This is a genomic window from Rhodospirillales bacterium (assembly GCA_016712595.1).
Taxonomy (GTDB): domain Bacteria; phylum Pseudomonadota; class Alphaproteobacteria; order Rhodospirillales; family Defluviicoccaceae; genus Defluviicoccus.
In genome coordinates this window covers 1,701,671-1,721,673 of record JADJQT010000001.1, presented here as the reverse complement: position 1 = coordinate 1,721,673, position 20,003 = coordinate 1,701,671, and the positions used below count along the sequence as shown (strand labels likewise).

General features: G+C 65.1%; 16 protein-coding genes and 1 tRNA gene. 8 read left to right on the top strand and 9 right to left on the bottom strand.

Going from position 1 to position 20,003, the window contains the following annotated elements; all coding sequences use genetic code 11:
• Positions 1-59: 59 nt before the first annotated feature.
• From IPK66_07785 to glgB, 8 genes are all read right to left on the bottom strand, one after another.
• Positions 60-881, bottom strand: a complete 822-nt coding sequence (locus IPK66_07785) for an alpha/beta hydrolase (GenBank protein ID MBK8175154.1) — start codon at positions 879-881, stop codon at positions 60-62.
• Positions 882-994: 113 nt separating this feature from the next.
• Complete coding sequence (hypE, locus tag IPK66_07780) at positions 995-2,038, bottom strand: hydrogenase expression/formation protein HypE (protein ID MBK8175153.1); 1,044 nt, start codon at positions 2,036-2,038, stop codon at positions 995-997.
• A 21-nt stretch (positions 2,039-2,059) separates the two neighbouring features.
• Positions 2,060-3,205: a hydrogenase formation protein HypD gene (hypD, locus tag IPK66_07775; GenBank protein MBK8175152.1), complete on the bottom strand. Its 1,146-nt coding sequence runs from the start codon at positions 3,203-3,205 to the stop codon at positions 2,060-2,062.
• Positions 3,202-3,450: a HypC/HybG/HupF family hydrogenase formation chaperone gene (locus IPK66_07770; GenBank protein MBK8175151.1), complete on the bottom strand. Its 249-nt coding sequence runs from the start codon at positions 3,448-3,450 to the stop codon at positions 3,202-3,204. Before IPK66_07770 ends, hypD begins: the two co-directional genes overlap by 4 nt.
• Positions 3,451-3,455: 5 nt before the next feature.
• Positions 3,456-4,580 (bottom strand): carbamoyltransferase HypF, encoded by a 1,125-nt coding sequence (locus tag IPK66_07765; GenBank protein MBK8175150.1) that lies wholly within the window; start codon positions 4,578-4,580, stop codon positions 3,456-3,458.
• A complete protein-coding gene (gene hypB, locus IPK66_07760; protein ID MBK8175149.1) occupies positions 4,577-5,530 on the bottom strand; it encodes a hydrogenase nickel incorporation protein HypB in 954 nt (317 codons plus the stop codon). The genes IPK66_07765 and hypB overlap by 4 nt, the downstream gene beginning before the upstream one ends.
• Positions 5,530-5,871, bottom strand: a complete 342-nt coding sequence (hypA, locus tag IPK66_07755; GenBank protein MBK8175148.1) for a hydrogenase maturation nickel metallochaperone HypA — start codon at positions 5,869-5,871, stop codon at positions 5,530-5,532. The genes hypB and hypA overlap by 1 nt, the downstream gene beginning before the upstream one ends.
• 183 nt (positions 5,872-6,054) lie before the next feature.
• Entirely contained in the window at positions 6,055-8,217 is a 2,163-nt protein-coding gene (glgB, locus tag IPK66_07750) for a 1,4-alpha-glucan branching protein GlgB (protein ID MBK8175147.1), read from the bottom strand.
• A gap of 1,197 nt (positions 8,218-9,414) precedes the next feature.
• On the opposite strand from glgB, the gene IPK66_07745 reads away from it, so the two are divergent.
• From IPK66_07745 to IPK66_07720, 6 genes are all read left to right on the top strand, one after another.
• Positions 9,415-9,491, top strand: a tRNA-Met gene (locus IPK66_07745).
• Positions 9,492-9,747: 256 nt separating this feature from the next.
• Positions 9,748-9,915 carry a hypothetical protein gene (locus tag IPK66_07740; GenBank protein ID MBK8175146.1) on the top strand — a complete coding sequence of 56 codons (168 nt, stop codon included), beginning with the start codon at positions 9,748-9,750 and terminating at the stop codon, positions 9,913-9,915.
• A 155-nt stretch (positions 9,916-10,070) separates the two neighbouring features.
• Positions 10,071-11,894: a translational GTPase TypA gene (gene typA, locus IPK66_07735; GenBank protein MBK8175145.1), complete on the top strand. Its 1,824-nt coding sequence runs from the start codon at positions 10,071-10,073 to the stop codon at positions 11,892-11,894.
• 192 nt (positions 11,895-12,086) lie between these two features.
• Positions 12,087-12,506: a hypothetical protein gene (locus tag IPK66_07730; protein MBK8175144.1), complete on the top strand. Its 420-nt coding sequence runs from the start codon at positions 12,087-12,089 to the stop codon at positions 12,504-12,506.
• Between the two features lie 76 nt (positions 12,507-12,582).
• A complete protein-coding gene (locus IPK66_07725) occupies positions 12,583-12,846 on the top strand; it encodes a hypothetical protein (GenBank protein MBK8175143.1) in 264 nt (87 codons plus the stop codon).
• 261 nt (positions 12,847-13,107) lie between these two features.
• A complete protein-coding gene (locus IPK66_07720; protein ID MBK8175142.1) occupies positions 13,108-14,487 on the top strand; it encodes a chloride channel protein in 1,380 nt (459 codons plus the stop codon).
• A gap of 49 nt (positions 14,488-14,536) precedes the next feature.
• Here the strand turns inward: IPK66_07720 and ilvA are convergent, their stop codons facing one another.
• Positions 14,537-16,051, bottom strand: a complete 1,515-nt coding sequence (gene ilvA / locus IPK66_07715) for a threonine ammonia-lyase, biosynthetic (GenBank protein MBK8175141.1) — start codon at positions 16,049-16,051, stop codon at positions 14,537-14,539.
• A 222-nt stretch (positions 16,052-16,273) separates the two neighbouring features.
• Between ilvA and IPK66_07710 the strand changes: the two genes are divergently transcribed.
• Positions 16,274-19,096, top strand: coding sequence for a DUF4968 domain-containing protein (locus tag IPK66_07710; protein ID MBK8175140.1), 2,823 nt, complete (start codon positions 16,274-16,276; stop codon positions 19,094-19,096).
• Complete coding sequence (locus tag IPK66_07705) at positions 19,093-19,887, top strand: hypothetical protein (protein MBK8175139.1); 795 nt, start codon at positions 19,093-19,095, stop codon at positions 19,885-19,887. The genes IPK66_07710 and IPK66_07705 overlap by 4 nt, the downstream gene beginning before the upstream one ends.
• Positions 19,888-20,003 lie beyond the last annotated feature (116 nt).

The following is a 20,003-nucleotide window of genomic DNA, read 5'->3' as shown; positions in this document are numbered from 1 at the left end:
ACCGATCGGGGCGAAGCGCGGGCCAATCCCGTGCCGCTCCGATCTCCGTGTCTGCCCGGCTACGCGCGCATCCGCAAGCCGGTTGCGGATGCGCCGATCATCGCGTCGAGCCATTCGGCAATTCGCGCCGCCGGCCGTTCCCATTGCGGCTCAAGCATCATCGCGTGCGCCATACCGCTGAACACCTCGGCCTTCGTCCGATAGGTTGAGGCGGTCGCATCGAGAGCCCCACGATAAATGAACTGATCGTTCTCAACTCCCATCACCAGCACGGGCACGTCGAGCATGGGCGTCGACGGAGGCAGGTCGAGTCCGAGAAGGTCGAGGTTGACTAAAACCGATTCCGGCTGGAAACGAGGCAGATAGCGGCGGACGACGTCGTCCGGGGTATCGTCGGAAAAAAGTGCATGGCGAATCGCATTGCCGTCGCCAGCGTATTCGCCCATGACTTGGCACCACGTCAGCTCGCCGAGAAGGGCGGGGTTGGTGAACGCCATGCCGTACACCATGCTGACCACGCCGTGCGGCGGCGCCGAGGCCATCAGCACCGCCGCGGGAAAAGACATGCGGTGCAGGCACTTCTGAACCACCATGCCGCCGAGCGAGTGGCCGATCAGCACGGGCGGTACCGACAAACCGGAGACGACCTCCTCAACGTCGGCGACATAGTCGCGCAGCCGGGCAAACAGGACGTCCGCGGCGCCTTCACTGCCGCCGTGGCCACGCAGGCTCACCGCGTGTGCCTCCCAGCCTCGGTCGGAGAAATACGGCAGGAAATGCTCATCCCAGATCCATGCGGCACTGTAGGCACCGTGCACGAACACCAGCGGCACCGGCCGCGCGCGGCCCTTGGGTTTGCGCGAAATCACTTCCAGCCGCATAGCCATGCTCCTATGGAATCTTCAAGACCGGGGATCGTAGGCAGTTTTGCGCGTCGGCTGAAGAGCTCTCTGCACGTGAGAGGATTGCGCACATAACCAACGCCGCTTACCCGTCAGCATATGCGCGGAAGCTGTTCGCCAGCGAGCCAGTCAACGATCCGGGTGCCGCCGAAGCTTGTGCGCATCTGCACATAGCCGTCAGCATCATCGACGACCTTACCGATGATCGACGCCCTGCGGCCGAGCGGATGCGCGCGCATCGCCTCCAGCAGGCGGACGGCCTCGGCCGCGGCGCAGAAGGCTACGAGCTTGCCCTCGTTGGCGACGTAAAGCGGATCGAGGCCGAGCAACTCGCAGGCGCCACGCACGGCGACCGCGATCGGAATCGCGCCTTCATCGATCATAATGCCGACGCGAGATTCCCGCGCGATCTCATTGAGCAGCGCGGCGAGGCCGCCTCGGGTGGGATCGCGCATGGCGTGAATCCCCGGCGCCGCCGCGAGCATCGCCGCAACCAGACCGTGGAGTGCCGCCGAGTCGGACAGAATCTCGGTTTCGAACGACAGGTTTTCCCGTTTCGACAGCACCGCCGTGCCATGATCGCCGATACTGCCGTTGATCAGCACCGCGTCCCCGGGCTGAGCTCGATCGCTGGCGATATCGACGCCCGCAGGCACGACGCCGACGCCAGTAGTGGTGATGAAAACGCCGTCCCCCTTGCCACGCTCGACCACCTTGGTATCGCCGGTGACGATCGGCACCCCCGCCGACTTCGCCGCGCCTGCCATCGATGCCACGATCGCCCGCAGGTCAGCCAGCGGGAATCCCTCCTCGAGGATCATGCCGCAGGCGAGATAGAGCGGCCGGGCGCCGGCCATGGCGACGTCGTTGATCGTCCCATGCACCGCGAGCGAGCCGATGTCGCCGCCGGGAAAGAACAACGGCGAGATGACGAAGCCGTCGGTGGTTATCACCATCCGCCCGGCGCCGACCTCAAAGCAGGCCTGATCGTTGTGCCGGGCAAGCAGCGGATTGTCGAAGTGCGCCTCGAACAACTCCTCGATGAGCTGTGCCATCGCCCGGCCGCCGGCGCCGTGGCTGAGATCGATGCGTCCGCGCTCGAGGTCGAGCGGTCGCGGTGAAATCCGCCGATTGATCTGCCGGGCGATTGTCACGGCTTAAACCGGAGCCACGGCGCGCTCGCGTGCCCGCCCGAATGCATAGTATGCGGCGCAGGCCCCTTCCGAGGAGACCATGCACGAGCCTAAGGGATTGTCCGGCGTGCACCCGGTTGCGAACAACCGGCAGTCCGTCGGCCGCTTGACGCCCCGCAGAATATCGCCGCAGTCGCAGGCCTTGTGATCGGCGACAGCAACAACATCGAGGTCGAAACGCTGCTCTGCGTCGAAATCGGCGAACGCGGGGCGAATGCCAAGCGCGCTGTCCGCGAGTTCACCCAGCCCCCGCCATTCGAATTTGGCGCGCCGCTCAAACACCTCGGCCATCATCCTTTGCGCCTTGGTGTTGCCGTCACGATTGACGACGCGCGCGTATTCGTTCTCCACCTCCGCACGCCCGTCGTTGAGCTGGCGGATGAGCATCAAGATCGCCTGCATCACGTCGAGAGGCTCAAAACCGGCGATGACCACCGGCCGGCGGTAGCGCTCAGCGAACGGCTCGAACGGCCGGCTGCCGATGACCGCACTGACGTGAGCGGGTCCGATGAAGCCATCGATCGGCACCGATCCCGGGGCTTGCGCCTCCGGGCGCTCCAGCAGTCCTACAATCGCCGGCGGCGTCATCACATGGTTGCAGTGCACGGAGAAATTTTTCACGCCAAGGGCGCGCGCCTGCAACAGCACGACGGCCGTCGGCGGCGTCGTCGTTTCGAAACCGATGGCAAAAAAAACGACCTGCCGATGCGGGTTCTCGTCGGCGATCTTAAGTGCGTCGAGCGACGACCAGACGATGCGGACGTCCGCGCCCGCCGCCTTCGCCTTCAGCAGGCTCTGGCGCTGCGGCCCCGGCACCCGCACAAGATCGCCATAGGTGCACAAGATCACGCCATGCGCGCTCGCCAACTGCAGCGCGTGGGCGATGCGCGCGACCGGCAGGACACAGACGGGGCACCCTGGACCATGGACCAGCCGGATGTTCGCCGGCAGAAGATCGGGAACACCGTAACGGAAGATCGCGTGCGTATGCCCGCCGCAGAATTCCATCAGCCGGTAGGTGCGGGCGGGATCGGCGAGGGAGCGGATGCCGGCAGCGAGCGCATGCGCGAGGCGGCTCTCGCGGAATTCGTCGACGTAGCGAACGCTCACGCCGGCGGCTCCGGTTCATCGTCGGGAGCAAGCATGCCGGCTTCGGCAAACAGGGCGAGCGTCGCCGCCGCTTCCTCGGTATCAAGTCGCGAAAGCGCGAAACCCACATGAACAATGACATAATCGCCAACCGCGACGTCGTCGATCAGGCAGAGATTGACCTCTTTGACGATGCCGCCGACCTCGGCGCGGGCAATGCTCTCGGACAGCCGTTCAACGATGCGCGCCGGTACCGCAAGACACATCGGCTCTACCCTTTCGTGGCCGATATCGCCGCTGCCCAGGCCTGGCCAAGACTGATGGCGCTATCCCCCGGCGGCAGACGGATGGGCTGCAGTGGTACGATATTGCGTCGGCGCAGCGCATCGATCAGTCGCCGGCTGAGCACTTGATTAAGAAAACACCCGCCCGAAAGCGCGACGCGGCGGATGCCTTCATGCTCCGCGGCCCAATCGACCCAGGCTGCCATGGCGTCGGCGAGGGTGCCGTGAAACAGATTGGCGCCGTCCACGGCGGTAAGTCCGATCAGGCGTTCGAGCAGCGGGCGGAGGTCAAGAACACCCGCTTCGAGCCGCCACAGCCCGGCATCCGCCTGCGGGTGCGTTGCCAGGCGCTCGAGTTCCATCGGCGCCTCGCCCTCGAAGCTTGCCACCGGCTTGACCTTGAGCAGCCCGCAGGCGGCGTCGAACAGGCGCCCGCAACTCGTCGTCGGTGGGCAGTTGATGTTCTGGCGCAGCATCCGGGCGATCACGTCCGCTCCCGAATGCCGATCGAAGTAGCGGGCGATGTTCTCTGCGCGTCCGAGAGCAAAAAGAGCCGCCGCCCCCATGCGCCACGGCTCGCGCGCCGCTTTATCGCCGCCGGGCTGAGCCAGGGGCGCGAGATGGCCGAGGCGGCGATAGCCGTCGGCATCGACGCACAGAAGCTCTCCGCCCCAAGACTGGCGATCGGCACCCAGCCCAAAGCCGTCGAGGGCAAGGCCGAGTGCCGGCTGATCCGTCCCATGTTCCGCCATGACGGCAGCCACATGGGCATGATGATGCTGAACCGCGACGGCCGGGATGCCCATGCCGGCGGCGAAGGCCTCGGCCCATCGCGTGCTGTGGAAATCCGGATGCAAATCGTGGGCGACGGCGACCGGTAAACCACTCGCCACCTGCAGCAGGCCCTCGGCGCAGGCTTCAAACCCGCGAACCGCATCGATGCTTTCAAGGTTGCCGACGTCGCGTGAGATCAGTGCCTTAGTACCGTGGGTCAGGCACAAGGTGTTCTTCAAGAACGCGCCGACGGCGAGAACGGTCGGCACGGCCTTCGGCAGCGTTACGATGACCGCAACCGGGTCCAAAGAGGACTGAGCGGCGAAAGAGGATATCATTCGACGGCCGTTTGCCTCGCCGCGGCCGTCGCCACGGCCGTCGCCTCGGGCGGTGACAGGCCGGCGTGACCGTGCGCCCCCACGCAGTGGCCGGCGATCCAGGCATACCAGCGATCGAGACCATCGCCGCGCGTCGCTGAAACCTCAATGATCTCGATCGCGGGGTTGACCCGCCGGGCAAAGCCACAGCAGCGATCGAGATCAAACGGCACGAAGGGCAACAGATCGATCTTGGTGATTAGCAGCAGATCCGCCGCCGCGAACATTCCCGCATACTTCAGCGGTTTATCGTCCCCCTCGGTGACCGATAGCAGAACCACGCGGCTCGCCTCGCCAAGATCGAACGCAGCAGGGCAGACGAGATTGCCGACGTTCTCGATAAAGACGATGCCCGCCTGCCCATCCTCTCGCGCCAGCGTGCCGGCAAGATCCACGTGCGCCAGCGCACTGGCAAAATCCACGTGCGCCAGCGCACTGGCGACCATGCGCGCGTCGAGATGGCACCCCTTGCCGGTGTTGATCTGGTGGGCCGCAACGCCGGTGGCGCGGATGCGCTCGGCATCGAAACTCGTCTCCTGATCGCCCTCGATGACGGCGATCGGACGGCTCGCCTTCAGGTCCTCGATCGTTCGCACCAAAAGGGTCGTCTTGCCCGAGCCCGGGGCCGACATCAGGTTCAGCGCCACAACCCCCCGCTCGCCGAATGCCCGCCGATTCGCCGCGGCGATCGCGTCATTGGCGGCGAGGATGTCCTGCTCGACACGGACCAGCCGCATGCCATGGTCATCCACGCCTCCCGGCCGGGCATGCGAAACGGAATGGGTGTGTGGGTCATCCGTTTGGTGCCCGTGCACGTGGTGCACGTGGGTGTGGGCGTGCCCATGGTCATGCGCCGACGCATGCCCCTCGGATTCGGCCGGACGCACCGCGCAACCGCAGACCCCGCACATCACGCCACCTCCAGGTCTTTGATGCGCATCCCCTCGCCGCCGGTGACCTGCAGCCGATAACCGGCGCATCGCGGACAGGCGGCGGCGCGGTCGCCGAGCGGAACGGTCATGCCGCAATCAAGACACCACGCCTCACCCGGAACCGCGAGAATTTCGAGCCGCGCGCCATCGGCGATGGTCCCGCGCGCGACCGCGGCGAAGCAGAAATCGAGAGCGTCGGGAGCGACACAGGATAAGGCGCCGATTTCGAGCCGCACGGTCTCAACGCGATCAAAGCGATACTGCCGCGCCTGTTCCAGCACAACGTCGACAACGCTCTGGCACAGCGCCAGCTCGTGCATGCGTGAGTCCTCCCCAACGCCTCTGCCAAGGCGCTAAAAAGCGCCTTGCTCGCAGCTCTTCGGCTGCTTTATCTGTCCGCCCCGGCAAGCTCGGTCCAAGCCGGACGCAAAGGGCCATTTTACGCGCACTCTGCCGCACTGGTCTTCACCTTTTTCTCGACCGCGCCCGGCATCCGCGCCCGCTCAGCCGAACGGCAGACCCTCTTCGTGCTCGAGGACAACCGAAGCGAACGGCGGGATCCGCAACGACATTGAAAACGGCCGACCGTGCATGGCCTCGGCGCGCGCTTCGGCTCCGCCCTCGTTGCCGACATTGACGCCGCCGTAGAGTTCCGAATCGCTGTTCAGCCGCTCGCGATAAAATCCGCCCTTCGGTACACCCAGCCGGTAGTTCGTCCGCACGACCGGGGTGAAATTGCAGATGACGACGATCAAACCCTTGCCGTCCGCTCCCTGACGCAGGAAGGAGATGATGCTCTGGTCGCTGTCGTTGCAATCGATCCACTGAAAACCATCGGGCTCGCAGTCGCGTTCAAAGAGCGCCGGCGTCGCGCGATAAAGGGCGTTGAGGTCATGAACCAGCCGCTGCACGCCCTGATGCATCCCGTCCTGCAGCAGGTGCCAGTCAAGACTCACCTGCGGATTCCAGCCGCGGTGCTGGGCGAATTCCCCACCCATGAACATCAGCTTCTTGCCCGGGCGGGTGAACATCAGCACGAAGCAGGTGCGCAAGGTGGCGAACTGCTGCCAGCGATCGCCGGGAATATGGGCGATGAGCGGAAGCCGCCCTCCACTTACGGATTCGTGCGATAAGGGTACAACTTCGTTTTCCTGGAACGAGCTCGTCGCGCCCTGAATGATGTCGTCGTGGTAATACTTGCGGTGGACGGGCGAACGGCCGAGATAGCGAAGGACGTGCTGAATCCACTCGGATTGCCAGCGAAAGCCGAAGCCGAGACCGCCCACGAACGTCGGATGTGAAACCCGTTGCCAATCCGCGTTCACCTCGGCGATGGTGAAAGCACCCGGGTAGCCGGCGTAGACCGCCTCGTTGATCCGGCGCACCAGATCGACGGCCTCGAGATTCTCGCTGCCACCGAAGCGATTGGGCATCCATTGGCCGCCGCCGCGCCGGTAATCGAGATAGAGCATCTGTTCGACCGCGGGCATGTGGATCGCATCGAGATGATAGTGCTCGAACCAGAACGACGCGCTGGCGATCAGGTAACCCGCGACTTCCCGGCGACCGGCGTCGAAGACCAGGCCCGGCGCGCCCGGCAGGCGTTGCTGCTGCGGATCGGGATGCTCATAAAGGCCGGTGCCGTCGAATTCCCGCAGGCCGTTGGCCTCGTCGGAAAACCGATGAACGCTCACGTTGGCGATGACGCCGATTCCGGCCTGATGGCACTTGTCGACGAAGAGGCGGAACTGATCGGGGGACCCCCAGCGGCTCGTCGGCGCGAACAAGGCGAACGGCTGATGCGCGCGCGCAGCCTCGTCGGCGGCGTCGTCCGCGGGTATCAGCTCGATATGGGTGAAGCCGAGATACTGGACGTGACCGATCAACTCGACGACATGCTCTTCGTAGGTGAGGCTGCGTTCCCCCTCTTCCGGCCGGCGTCGCCATGAGCCGAGATGAACCTCGTAGATCGAGATCGCGCGCTCACGCGGCGCGGAGCGCGCCCGCTCGCGCATCCATGCCGCATCGCCCCATGCGTAGGCGTTGAGGTCGTAGATGATCGCGGCCGAGCCTGAGCCGGCTTCGACCTGGAACGCGTAAGGATCGGTCTTGTCGACCAGACGCGAGCCCGCCGCAGTCTTGATCTCGAATTTATAAAACGGTCCCGCGGCAACGCCGGGAATGAAGATCTCCCAGACACCGCACTCGTGACGCAGCCGCATGCCGTGCCGGCGGCCGTCCCAGCCATTGAAGTCACCGATCACGGCGACACGTCCGGCGTGCGGCGCCCACACCGCGAAGGTCACGCCAGCGACGCCCTCCATTGTACAGACGTGTGCGCCCAGCACCGCGTAGCTGCGCGCAAGGCCACCTTCGGCAAGCAGTTGAGCATCGGCTCCGCTGATGACCGGCGGGAAACGGTAGGGATCTTCGACCTCTCGCTCGCCGTCACCGTCGACCACGCGCAGCCGGTACGCAAACCAAGGACCACTGATCGCGCCAGCGAACAGCCCCTCCTCGCGGATGCGCGCGAGCGGGGCTACGACCTCGCCCGATGCCGAATCGATCACGGTGACCGCGTGTGCCCCCGGCAGAAACACCCGCACGAGGACCACTCCTTCGGTATCGAGCTCGTGCATGCCAAGGAAACCGAATGCATCGCGCATGTCGGCGGACAGCACGGCGTCGACGGCGGCGGCCGGCGCCAGTCGGTTGAAGTCGATGTCAACCGGTCGTCGCGGTTCGGGTCCCTTAACCGCTTTCGCCGGGGTGTCTTTCGCCGGAACGGTGGCCGTCGGCGCGGCGGCTGTCGGTTCTGCGACGCTCGCAGCAGCGGGCAGCGGCGAAGGCTCGCGAAGCGCCGGCTTCACCACCTCGGCCCGGGTGGGCGTCGGCGCGACCGCCGGCGCGACGGCGTCCGGGGCGATCGCCTGAGCCGATGCCATCGGTTCCGGTTTGCTGGCTTTGGGCACCACGACCGTAGCTTCCGCGGGTTTGGATGGTGTCGTGGAGGATGGAGCAGTGCTGATCGCAGCGGCCTTCGCCGCCGGCTCCGCCGATTTGGCCATGGGCGGCACCGGGCTCGCTTCAGCCGCGGATACCGACCCCTGCGGCGCCTTGGCGGCCGCGGGTTCGACGGGCGAGGCAGGAGCCACGGCGGGGGCTGGCGCGGCCTGCGGGGGCACCGACGGCTCCTCCTTTGCCGCCTTCACCTCGGTAGCGGCGATGGACGGCGTCGGCGGCGGGGCCAGCAAGACTCCGGCCTTGTCCTCGGACGAAGGAATGGGCGCCTTCGGCGTCGTTGCTCTCGATGTCGCGCTGTTCTTCGGCTTGGCGCGCTTGTCGTCACCCGTTGTCACTTTGGAGCTCATCCGCCTCGTTCCCTCAGCTTTTGCCGGCGACGTTCCAGTCGCGCCCGCAGCATTCCTGTCACTTCCGCAGCGCTCGTTGAAATTGGGAGTGCGCGGCAGCCGCGTGGGGCGTGCTGATCGGCGCTCCCCGGACGGGCGCCGAACACAAGAAATCTCGGCCGTTTGTAGCGGCTCGAAAGCCGCGTGTGAAGGCCGTCGCGACAGCGTGAAAGCAACCAACGTCAGGGATGGCAGGCGCGGCTATTCGTCGTTTTCCCGCAAGCGATCGCACTCCCTCCCGGCGATCGCGCCGGCGCCTCCCGAGGCTTATTCCCCGCCCGCCGCCCATTCGGCGGGACGAGCCCCGCCTCATACCTGCATCGCATCGGGTTTCGGTTGGGTTACCCTGGCTCGCGATCGCTGGTTCCACCCGCGCATTCGACCTCGATTTGCGATCTTGCCCCTTGCTTGACTTGACAAGCCGGCACGTATTCGTTGAGATGCGCCTCCTTCGGCGGAGTAGCTCAGTTGGTTAGAGCAGCGGAATCATAATCCGCGTGTCGGGGGTTCGAGTCCCTCCTCCGCTACCATTAACTCATTGATTTCACAGCATAAATCGCCGAGCCAGCCCGGCAGCGCTGTGCTACACAGACGCTACACAGATGGCCTGTTGGCCTAAAAACCGACGCATTACAATGCGTTGGGAGCCGTTAGGGTTTTACAAACCCTACACAGGTTATCAACGCAGGCAGGGTCGCCCATCGCCAAAACGTGCGGCGGCTTCGGGACGGCGGCGTCGAGATTGACATCCGTTCCGCCACGAAAGGGCCGACCTGGCAAGCACGCATGCGCCATCCGGAAGATGCGCGCTACATCACCAAGTCACTGAAAACCACCGTGCAGGCCGAAGCCGCCGGTGCCGCACAGGAGTGGTTCAAGGTGGCGCACGCTGCATGTGCTCACAGCGAGGGTGGACCCGGGTACGATCTTCGGGTTATAAAGCCGCCGCGATGAGGCTGCGCGGTAGTGCGCAGCCAGCTTGAGCGATGGGCGCATGGCGGCCGGTTCGAACGACGGGCGCACAGAGCGCCCGTTATGACGACGGGAGCGTCGTCGACACTTTCGCAAGACGCCTTTGAACTCTTTAATTGCGGACCCGGGAGCGCCCCATGGCCGGAGCGGCCGATCATATTCGTAACGTCGCCATCGTCGCGCATGTCGACCACGGCAAGACGACGCTGGTAGACCAGCTACTTCGCCAGTCGGGAAGCCTGCGCGCGCATGGCGAGACCCGCGAGCGGATGATGGACTCGAACGATCTCGAACGCGAGCGCGGCATCACCATCCTCGCCAAGAACACCGCCATCGACTGGCGGGACCGGCGAATCAACATCCTCGATACCCCCGGCCACGCCGACTTCGGCGGCGAGGTCGAGCGCGCCTTATCGATGGTCGATTGCGTGCTGCTACTGGTCGACGCAGTCGAAGGACCGATGCCACAGACCACCTTCGTCACCCGCAAGGCGCTGGCCCGCGGCCTCAAGCCGATCGTCGTTGTCAACAAGGTCGACCGCGCGGCGGCGCGTCCGGAATGGGTCGTCGATCAGACCTTCGATCTGTTCGATCGCCTCGGCGCCAACCACGACCAGCTCGATTTCCCGGTGATCTACGCCTCGGCGATCGAGGGATGGGCGTCGCTCGATCCGGCGGTGCGCGACGGCGGAATGGACGCGCTGTTCCAGACCATCGTCGACAGGGTGCCTCCGCCGCAGGTCGATCTGGACGGTCCGCTGCAGATGCAGGTGAGCGCGCTCGATTATTCCAGCTACGTCGGCGTCATCGGCATCGCCCGTATCCAGCGCGGCCGGGTGCGCCGCAACACGACGGTCGCCGTCGCCGCCGCGGACGGCACGGTCCGCCGCGGCCGCGTCCTGCAGATCCTGGCCTTCCACGGGCTTGAGCGCATCGAACTTGAAGAAGCCAAGGCCGGCGATATCGTTTCGTTCACCGGCATCGAAGGGCTGAAGATCTCGGATACGGTCTGCGATCCGGACGCCGTCGAACCGCTGCCGGCGTTGCTCGTCGATGAGCCGACGATCAGCATGACGTTTCAGGTCAACGATTCGCCGCTGGGCGGCAAGGAAGGCAAGTACGTCACCTCCCGCAACCTGCGCGAACGGCTGGACGAGGAGCTGATTCACAACGTCGCCCTGCGCGTCGAGCCCGGCGAGAATCCGGACAAGTTCAAGGTCTCCGGCCGCGGCGAGTTGCACCTCGCCATCCTCATCGAGAACATGCGCCGCGAGGGCTACGAACTCGCCATCTCGCGGCCCGAGGTCATCTTGAAGACGATCGACGGCGAGGTCTGCGAGCCGTGGGAGACGTTGACCGTCGACATCGAGGAAGCGCATCAGGGCGCGGTTATGGAGCGGCTCGGCGAGCGTCGCGGCGAACTGAAGGACATGGTCCCGGACGGGCGCGGACGGGTTCGTCTCGATTACCTCATCCCCACGCGCGGGCTGATCGGCTTTCGCTCGGATTTTCTAACCTCGACCTCCGGCACCGGCCTGATCTACCATGCGTTCGAGCGCTATGGACCGCGGGTGACCGGTGAACTCGGACGGCGGGTGAATGGTGCGCTTGTTTCGATGGCGTCGGGCAAGGCGGTCGCCTACTCGCTGTTCAGCTTGCAGGAGCGTGGGCGCCTGTTTGTCGGCCACAATACCGACATCTACGAAGGCATGGTCATCGGCATCCATACCCGCGGCAACGATTTGTGCGTCAATCCGCTGAAGGCCAAGCAGCTCACCAACATCCGCGCGGCGGGATCGGACGAGAACATCATTCTTGTTCCGCCGATCCGCACGACACTCGAATTCAGCCTCGAGTTCATCAACGACGACGAACTCGTCGAGGTCACGCCCAAGTCGATTCGCATCCGCAAGAAGTTTCTCAAGGAGCACGAGCGAAAAAAGGCGAGCCGCGCCGCCTGACGCAGGCACGGCAAGGCGGCGATTTTTCTCTCGTCTACCCGTTCAGGCGCGTGTCTGCTTGCATCGGCGGACATTCGAGGCAACGTAAGCTCGCAAGGTGGTTGGGCAGTCGCGCTTCGGCGTCGGTCGCAACCACCTGAATCGCGGGCGCGCCAGGGCATTCATGCGCGAGAACTGGAGGGGAGAAAGAGAATGGAAAGGGTGCTTGGTACGGCTGGCGCCGTGATCGGACGCGCCGTGATCCGAAGCGCAATGATCGGCGGCGCGCTTGTGGCGGGTTCGCCGACGAACGCGACGACGATCGAGAACTTTCAGGTCAAGACGGTCTCCGACCTCGTCGACCTGTGCGACGCCAGCCCGACGAGCGAGCACTACGTTGCCGCAGTCAATTTCTGCCAAGGATTTGCCATCGGCGCCTACCAATATTATCTGGCAGCGGCGGCGGCCGACCCGGACAGCCAGTTTATCTGCATCCCCGACCCCCCGCCGACGCGCAATACCGCGATCGCGGCGTTCGTCGCCTGGGTGAAGTCGCATAGCGAGTACATGAGCCATCCCCCGGTCGACGTGCTGTTCCGCTATCTCGGTGAGGCCTATCCCTGCACCCGCTAAGCCGTCGGACAGCGCCGGTTGAGGCGGACGGGATAGACACGGTGCTTTGGTAACGAGGAGCTCGATTATGAAACGGATGGGTTTGGCCGCCCTCGCCTGTGTCGCGATGCTGCTGTCAGGCTGTACGGGCATGACCGATACCCAGCAACGTTCGCTGACCGGCGGCGCGGCCGGCGCAGCGGGCGGTGCCGCGATCGGCGCGCTTGCCGGCAGCGCCGCGTGGGGCGCGGCGATCGGCGGCGCGTCGGGTCTCGCCGGCGGCTATCTCTACGATCAATACAAGAAATCGCAGGAAGACGCCTACCAGAAGGGTGTCCAGGCAGGCCGCTCCGGCCAGTAAGCCGCCCCCGCGCAACGTGCCCGCTCAGAGAGCGGAGCCCGTTGCGCCGGTTCAGCCATCGGGACCTTTGCGCCACCTTTTCGCTCGTCTCGTCCGCGCTCCGTCCGTGCGCGTTCCACGCCGGTCGTGCGATCTTATCGGCGAGAAAATCCCTCTAGCATACGATCCAGTCTCGCGACGGCGGTGCGGGTGGAATGACGCCACCGTGCCTGGCGCCCGACTGCAAAGGCAAATCACTGGCGGCGCGCGCACGCGACGTTTATGACAGATCCGCGAAGGGAGAAACGCGTGTTCGCATTGGCATTTCGGCGACGCCGGCTGCCCGCCCGGTGGCTTTCGCGGCGGATCTGGCGCCGACGCCTGGTTTTCTGGCTGGGCGCGATCGCCATCGGCGGGCTCAGCGTGGTTTTCGCCGAAGCAGCCAACTGGAGTCAGGCGACATTCTCGGCCGCCGCCCGCCAGTTCTGGTGGCTGCCGCTGATCGCGACACCTGCCGGTTTTGCCGCATGCGCCTATTTCGCGCGAGTAATGTTCCCCGGCTCGCAGGGCAGCGGCATTCCCCAGGCGATCGCCGCCCGGCACCTGCGCACGAATGACGATCGGCGGCGCCTGCTTTCGCCGAACCTGATCATAGGAAAGGTCGGCCTCACCATCGCCGGCCTCCTGGCCGGCGCCTCGATCGGTCGGGAGGGGCCGACAGTTCAGGTGGGTGCGGCCATCATGCTGCAGGTGGCGATCTGGGGCGGGCTTCGCAACGAGCGCGGTCTCATCCTTGCCGGCTCGGCCGCCGGCATTGCCGCAGCCTTCAATACCCCTCTCGCCGGCATCGTCTTCGCCATCGAGGAAATGAGTCGCTCCTTCGAGCAACGCACCAACGGCCTCGTTCTTTATGCGGTGATTATCGCCGGTCTCGCATCCCTCGGCCTCGTCGGCAACTACACCTATTTCGGCTCGACATCGGCGAGTGTAATCGATGCGCGAGATTGGACCCTGGTCGTCGTCTGCGGAGTGATCGGCGGCCTTGCCGGCGGCACCTTCAGCCGGCTGCTTCTCGACGGCTCGCGCATCGCCCAGCGCTGGATCGACACATGCCCGCGCTGGCGCAGTCTCGCGCTGGCGATCGGCTGTGGCGTTATCGTATCGCTCATCGGACTCCTGACCAGCGGCGCGACCTTCGGCACGGGCTACGAGCAGGCACGCAGCGCGGTCGAGGGTGACAGTCTGTCCGCATCGTTCTGGCCGGCGAAGCTTGCAGCAACGCTCGTTACCGCGCTGTCGGGGATTCCCGGCGGCCTTTTCGCGCCATCGCTCGCGGTCGGCGCGGGACTGGGGAGCTGGATTGGGACAATCGTTGGAACGGGATCGACGGGCCTCGTCGCCGTGCTCGGCATGGCGGGCTACTTCGCCGGGGTGGTTCAGGCGCCGATGACCGCCTTCGTCATTATTCTCGAGATGACGGGGAGCGCCGCGAACGTCATTCCCCTGATGGTCGCAGCGGTACTGGGCTTCGGTGCCTCCCGGCTCGTCGTCTCAAGGCCGCTCTATCATGGTCTCTCCGACCGCTTTATCGAGGAGGCACGGAGGCGTGCCGTGATCGAAGAGGCGGGCGGCCGCGCCGCAACCGAGCGCCGCGACGGTTAAAATCGGAATTCCGGCGGGGCGGCGGGGCGGCAACGAAGCGATGCCCCACTCAGCGACTGAGGAACATCCGGTACGCGGGATTGTCAGTTTCTTCTTCATAGGGGTATCCGAGCAGCCCCAGGCGGTCGGCGAACCGCTGCCGGTCCGCGGGCGGAACCTGTAGGCCGGCGAGCACCCGGCCATAATCGGCACCGTGATTGCGGTAGTGAAAGAGCGTGATGTTCCAGTCGGCGCCGACGCCGTCGAGGAACCGCATTAGCGCTCCCGGGCGTTCGGGAAACTCGAAGCGGAAAATCATCTCGTTGCGCAAGGCCGCGGCGCGCCCGCCGACCATGTAGCGGATATGCAGCTTCGCCGTCTCGTTGGCACTGATGTCGAGCACGCCATACCCCATACGAGTTAGTTGCGCGAGGATCTCGGCCTTTTCACGATGAGAGTCGGCCAGCTTCAGGCCGACGAACACATGCGCCTCGGCGTTTTCGGCGTAACGATAGTTGAATTCGGTGATCGTTCGCGGACCTAGAACCTGGATGAAATGGCGGTAGCTTCCCCGTTCCTCGGGGATGGTAACGCCGAGGAGGATTTCGCGCGCTTCCCCGACCTCCGCGCGCTCGGCGACGTGGCGCAGCCGATCGAAGTTCATGTTGGCGCCGCTGTTGATCGCGACCAGCGCCCCGGTCCGCTGCGGATTGGCCGCGGCGTATGCCTTCAAGCCGGCCAGCGCCAGCGCGCCCGCCGGCTCGGCGATCACCCGAACGTCCTCAAAGATGTCCTTGATGGCAGCGCAGGTGGCATCGGTGTCGGCAACGAGAATATCGTCCAGTAATTGCCGGCACAGACGATAGGTCTCGGCGCCGGCCTGGCGGACCGCGACCCCGTCGGCGAACAGACCAACCCGATCGAGGATAACCCGCTCGCCGGCGTCGATCGCGGCCTTCATCGAGGCGGCGTCGCTGGGCTCGACGCCGATCACCTTGGTTTCTGGTCGCAGAAATTTCACATACGACGCCACTCCGGCGGCGAGGCCGCCGCCGCCGACGGGAACGAAAATCGCTTCGATCGGATCGAGATGCCGCTGCAAGATTTCGACGCCGATCGTCCCCTGGCCGGCGATGACGTCGGGATCGTCGAAGGGATGAATGAAGGTCAGACCGTGCTGCTGCTCCAGCCGGCGCGCGTGCGCGTAGGCTTCATCGAACGTATCGCCCTCGAGCACCACAATGCCCCCCCAGTAGCGAACGGCATCGATCTTGATCGTGGGTGTTGTTACTGGCATGACGATCGTGGCCTCGATCCCCAGCCGCTGCGCCGACAGGGCGACGCCCTGGGCGTGATTTCCCGCCGAAGCACAGATCACGCCGGCGGAGGACGCCTGCCGGGAGAGCCGCGCGAGCCGGTTGTAGGCGCCCCTGATCTTGAACGAGAACACCGGCTGCAAGTCTTCCCGCTTCAAAAGCACCGGGCAAGCGAGCCGTTGGCCGAGACGGACCATGCGGTCGAGCGGCGTCTGTATCGCAACGTCGTAGACGCGCGCTTCGAGAATTTTTCGAACGTAGTTTTCCACGAACACCCTCACGCCGTTCCGGCGTCCTTTGCGAATCCGGGCAAACCGTAACAGCTTATCGATCCACCGTTGCACAGTGATCTGACCTGCGACGGTACGAATGAAGCTGATACGACGGCCGTGCCGCCCCACGCCAGTGCGCCCCGTTTGGGCACGTGGCGGTGTTTCCGCCGGCCGATCGATGCGATACTGTCCTCTCCGGTCCGGGTGAGGGGGAAGCCGATGCCCATATCATTTGCACCGATCGACGCGTTTACGCCCGACCGCGAGCCATGGGTGAGCACCGGCGGGATCACGCGAGTCGACAAGGAAGGCGGGGACTTCGTGCTGAGGCTGCGCGATCACCCGCTCGCCATCCGCCTGTCCATCCTTTCGCCGACATGCGTTCGTGTCCGTTTCAATCCCCGGCCGGGCGGCGAGCCCTTGGGTGAACGGTCGCATGCCGTGGTCGATCGCGCCCTTGGTTCGAGCGAGGCAAGGATCGTCGAATGTACCGACGAGCGTTTGATCATTGAAGCCGGGGCGATGCGCCTTGACGTCGACCTTCGCTCCTTCGCGCTGCGTATTTTTTTGGCCGGACAGTTGATCTGTGCCGACCGGCCGGGTGGCGGCATCGTCTTTCGCCCCGGCGAGCACGGTATCGCCAGCCTCAAGGTCCGGCCGGAAAACGCGCTTTACTGCGGCTTCGGCGAGAAGGCGGGCGAGCGGCTGCTCAAGAACGGCAGCCGGATGACGAATTTCAACTTCGATAATTTCATCTACGCCCGCGCACCGATCCCCGCCGGCGAAGAGGGCGGTCCACTCAATCCGGCGGAACCGCTCTATGCCTCGATTCCTCTGCTGATCGAGATCAACCCCACGCCGAGCGGCGCGTTCACCGGCCCGCCCTCATGCTATGGCCTGTATTTCGATAACGTATCGCAGTCGTTCTTCGATCTCGGCACCGACACGTCGCCCGACCGCTACGCCTTCGGGGCGATGTTCGGCGAGCTCGACTATTACATTCTTCTCGGCGAACGCGTCGCCGATGTCCTGCGCCAGTATACCCGGTTGACCGGACGCGGCCCGATGCCGCCGCAATATGTGTTCGGCTTTCATCAGGGTTGTTATGGCTATTTCGACCGGGCGCGCCTGGAGAGCGTGGCGCAAGCCTACCGGGACGCGCGCATTCCCCTCGACGGCCTGCACATCGACATCGACCTGCAGAACAATTACCGCGTCTTCACCCACAGCGAGATGAAATTTCCCGACGCCGCCGGCATGCTGGCCGGCCTGCGCGCTGCGGGATTCAAATGCTCGACCGTCGTCACGCCGCTGATCACCGACAACCCCCTCGACGAACGCGGTGCGATCGCCCCGTTCGCGCAGCGCCAGGAGCTGCTGAAACAAGGCTTCCTGCTCTACGACGTCCGCGCCGGCCGCGCGTCCGACTCCGGCGTCGGGCTGTTCTCAGCCGCGGTTTCCTACGGCGCCAACCCTGGCATCAATCCATATCCCTATCCACCGCTCGTCCCCAACCGCGACGGTGTCACTCCTCTCGGCGCGCGCATGAACTATCCCGATATCGGCCGTCCCGAGGTCCAGGCCGCTTGGGCACGGCAATACGCTCATCTCATCGGCGAGCTTGGCATCGATATGATCTGGCAGGATATGATGTGTCCGGCAGCGGCCGTCTCCGCCGATACGCCGGATGGAACCCTGCCGCTCGATCTGATGACATACGACGGCGGCGCGTACGTCCCCCATGGCGTCTGCCACAACGCCTACGCAATGTTTCTGCTGAAAGCGACCCACGCCGGCCTTACCAGCCTGCGCCCGGATGTGCGCCCGTTCATCCTCGCACGAGGCGGCGTCGCCGGCTTGCAGCGCTACGCCGCGCTGTGGACCGGCGATAACGCATCGAGCTGGGATTTCCTGCGCATCGCCATACCGCAGACCTTGAACCTCGGCCTTTCGGGGGTGCCAATTTCGGGGGGCGACGTCGGCGGGTTCGCCACCGGCCCGGTTCCCGCGGGCACAACCGCTCGCGCGGAGGTCCGGGACGGCCGCCTGGTTGGCGGGATCACCGCGCCCGAGTTGTTCGTGCGCTGGATGCAGGCCGGCTCATTCCTGCCGTGGTTTCGCAACCATTATCTCGGCTACGATAAAGAATATCAGGAGGTTTACGCCTTCGGCGAACCGGTCGCGAGCATCTGCCGGCGGATTGTCGAGCTTCGCTACCGCATGCTGCCCTTATACTACGATGCGATGTACGAGTGGACCCAGACCGGCATGCCGATCGCGCGGGCGCTGTTCCTCAACGATCCGGACGATCCGGCGGTGTTCGGCCACCTCGATGACCAGTTTTTCGTCGGCAAGGACGTCCTCGTCGCCCCCATCCTGTCCCCGGCCCCGGACCCCGCTCGCCCGGCCCTGCGCGACGTTTATCTTCCCGCCGGAAGCGACTGGTTCGCGTTCCCGGGACTCGACGGGCCACTCGGCCCGTCGATCACGGGCGGGCAAACGCTTGCGGAGATCGCGGTCGCGCTTGACGCCGTGCCGATCTTCGTGCGTGCCGGCGCAATCCTGCCGCTGCGTTCACGCGTCGAGCAGTACGTCGGAGACCTCGCGGAAAACCCGATCGAGATCGTCGTCTACCCCGGCCCCGACGACGATCACCTGCTTTATCAGGATGACGGCATCACCACCCGCGCCGAGCGGGACGCCGCCTTCCGCATTACGCGGATCAGCCGGAGCGCGATTCCCGGCGGAACCCGGGTCTGCGTCCGGCGCCTGCATGATGGCTATTCCCCCCCTGAACCATTCTTTTTCGTCCGGCTACCTGGCATCGCCGCCGTCGCCGCGATCAGGGTCAACCGCCAGCCGATCAACGATACGCCATCCAGGACAGCGCTCGATGCCGCGCAGCAGGACACCTATCTGTCGGACCAGACGAGCGGAGCCGTCGTCGTCAAGGTGTTCGATGGCGCCGCGGACATCGTGATCGACGTTCTAACCTCGGGGATGGCGCGCGACGCGGCCGTCGATGGGAGTTCATCGCTATGAAACCGCGAGCGGGAACCGGAAAGCCGGCGGAAATCAGTTTCACCAGCGACTTTCACGAACTGCCTGGCGGGGAGCTGCGTCCGGGCGCGCCGCTGCTTCTGCGCTACGATCCGCATCGCATCGTCCCGCACGGCGAGGCGTGGAGATTTGGCGATCCACAGCGCCCGGTGATCGCGCATGTGCAGTTTCACCCAAACGCCACGCCCCTTGACGTGGCGCTTCGCTCACCCGCCGGCATCGTTCCCTGCCCCGACATCGATTCGACCGGCCAGGGATCGATGCTGTCGGTCGGGATCGACGTTCCTGCTGACGCCGAATTCATTACTGTCTGGTTCTCGTTCGTCAACGCCAGCGGCACCACCGCATACGATAGCGACGACGGCAGCAACTTCCGGTTCGGCTTCGCGTGCCGCGAGATCGATCGATTGCAGGCGAGAATCGCACGCCAGGCCGGTGAGTCATCCGACCGGTTTAGCCTCATTCTCGATGCGGCAAAGACCGTCACCGCGATCCATGTGCAGTTCGTGCGCGTCGGCGATCTTGGAAGCGTTCGCACCGATGCGCCCTTGCGGGCGCAGGGAACGGCCGATGGCGACGCGGACAGAACCCGTTGGGGGATTGAGGTCGACGTGGCGCAAGGTGCCGTCCTGCGCTTCAGGCTCTGCTATTGGATTGCCGGACGGCGGCTCGTCGATGACAACTCCGGGGATTGGTATCTCGCTCCCCTGCCGGAGGCGGACCTCCCACCACCACCCCAGGAGCTGCTCGACGCGGCTGCAGCCTGGCGTTGATCGGGGCGCCGATATCAGCGCGCGATCATCGTCAAAATGCGATCTGCACCCGAGCGGCAATGACGCCCCGGCCGATGGCCTGATATCCTGATAGGCCATATGGGCGGATTTTGAGC

Bases quoted from the DNA above. Each gene is read 5' to 3' on its own strand.
- glgB (MBK8175147.1), bottom strand. From the start codon at position 8,217: ATGCGCGATGCATTCGGTTTCCTTGGCATGCACGAGCTCGATACCGAA.
- hypB (MBK8175149.1), bottom strand. From the start codon at position 5,530: ATGTGCGGGGTCTGCGGTTGCGCGGTGCGTCCGGCCGAATCCGAGGGG.
- typA (MBK8175145.1), top strand. From the start codon at position 10,071: ATGGCCGGAGCGGCCGATCATATTCGTAACGTCGCCATCGTCGCGCAT.
- IPK66_07725 (MBK8175143.1), top strand. From the start codon at position 12,583: ATGGGTTTGGCCGCCCTCGCCTGTGTCGCGATGCTGCTGTCAGGCTGT.
- IPK66_07765 (MBK8175150.1), bottom strand. From the start codon at position 4,580: ATGATATCCTCTTTCGCCGCTCAGTCCTCTTTGGACCCGGTTGCGGTC.
- hypA (MBK8175148.1), bottom strand. From the start codon at position 5,871: ATGCACGAGCTGGCGCTGTGCCAGAGCGTTGTCGACGTTGTGCTGGAA.
- IPK66_07785 (MBK8175154.1), bottom strand. From the start codon at position 881: ATGCGGCTGGAAGTGATTTCGCGCAAACCCAAGGGCCGCGCGCGGCCG.
- IPK66_07720 (MBK8175142.1), top strand. From the start codon at position 13,108: ATGACAGATCCGCGAAGGGAGAAACGCGTGTTCGCATTGGCATTTCGG.
- IPK66_07740 (MBK8175146.1), top strand. From the start codon at position 9,748: ATGCGCCATCCGGAAGATGCGCGCTACATCACCAAGTCACTGAAAACC.
- IPK66_07770 (MBK8175151.1), bottom strand. From the start codon at position 3,450: ATGTGTCTTGCGGTACCGGCGCGCATCGTTGAACGGCTGTCCGAGAGC.
- IPK66_07710 (MBK8175140.1), top strand. From the start codon at position 16,274: ATGCCCATATCATTTGCACCGATCGACGCGTTTACGCCCGACCGCGAG.
- IPK66_07705 (MBK8175139.1), top strand. From the start codon at position 19,093: ATGAAACCGCGAGCGGGAACCGGAAAGCCGGCGGAAATCAGTTTCACC.
- IPK66_07730 (MBK8175144.1), top strand. From the start codon at position 12,087: ATGGAAAGGGTGCTTGGTACGGCTGGCGCCGTGATCGGACGCGCCGTG.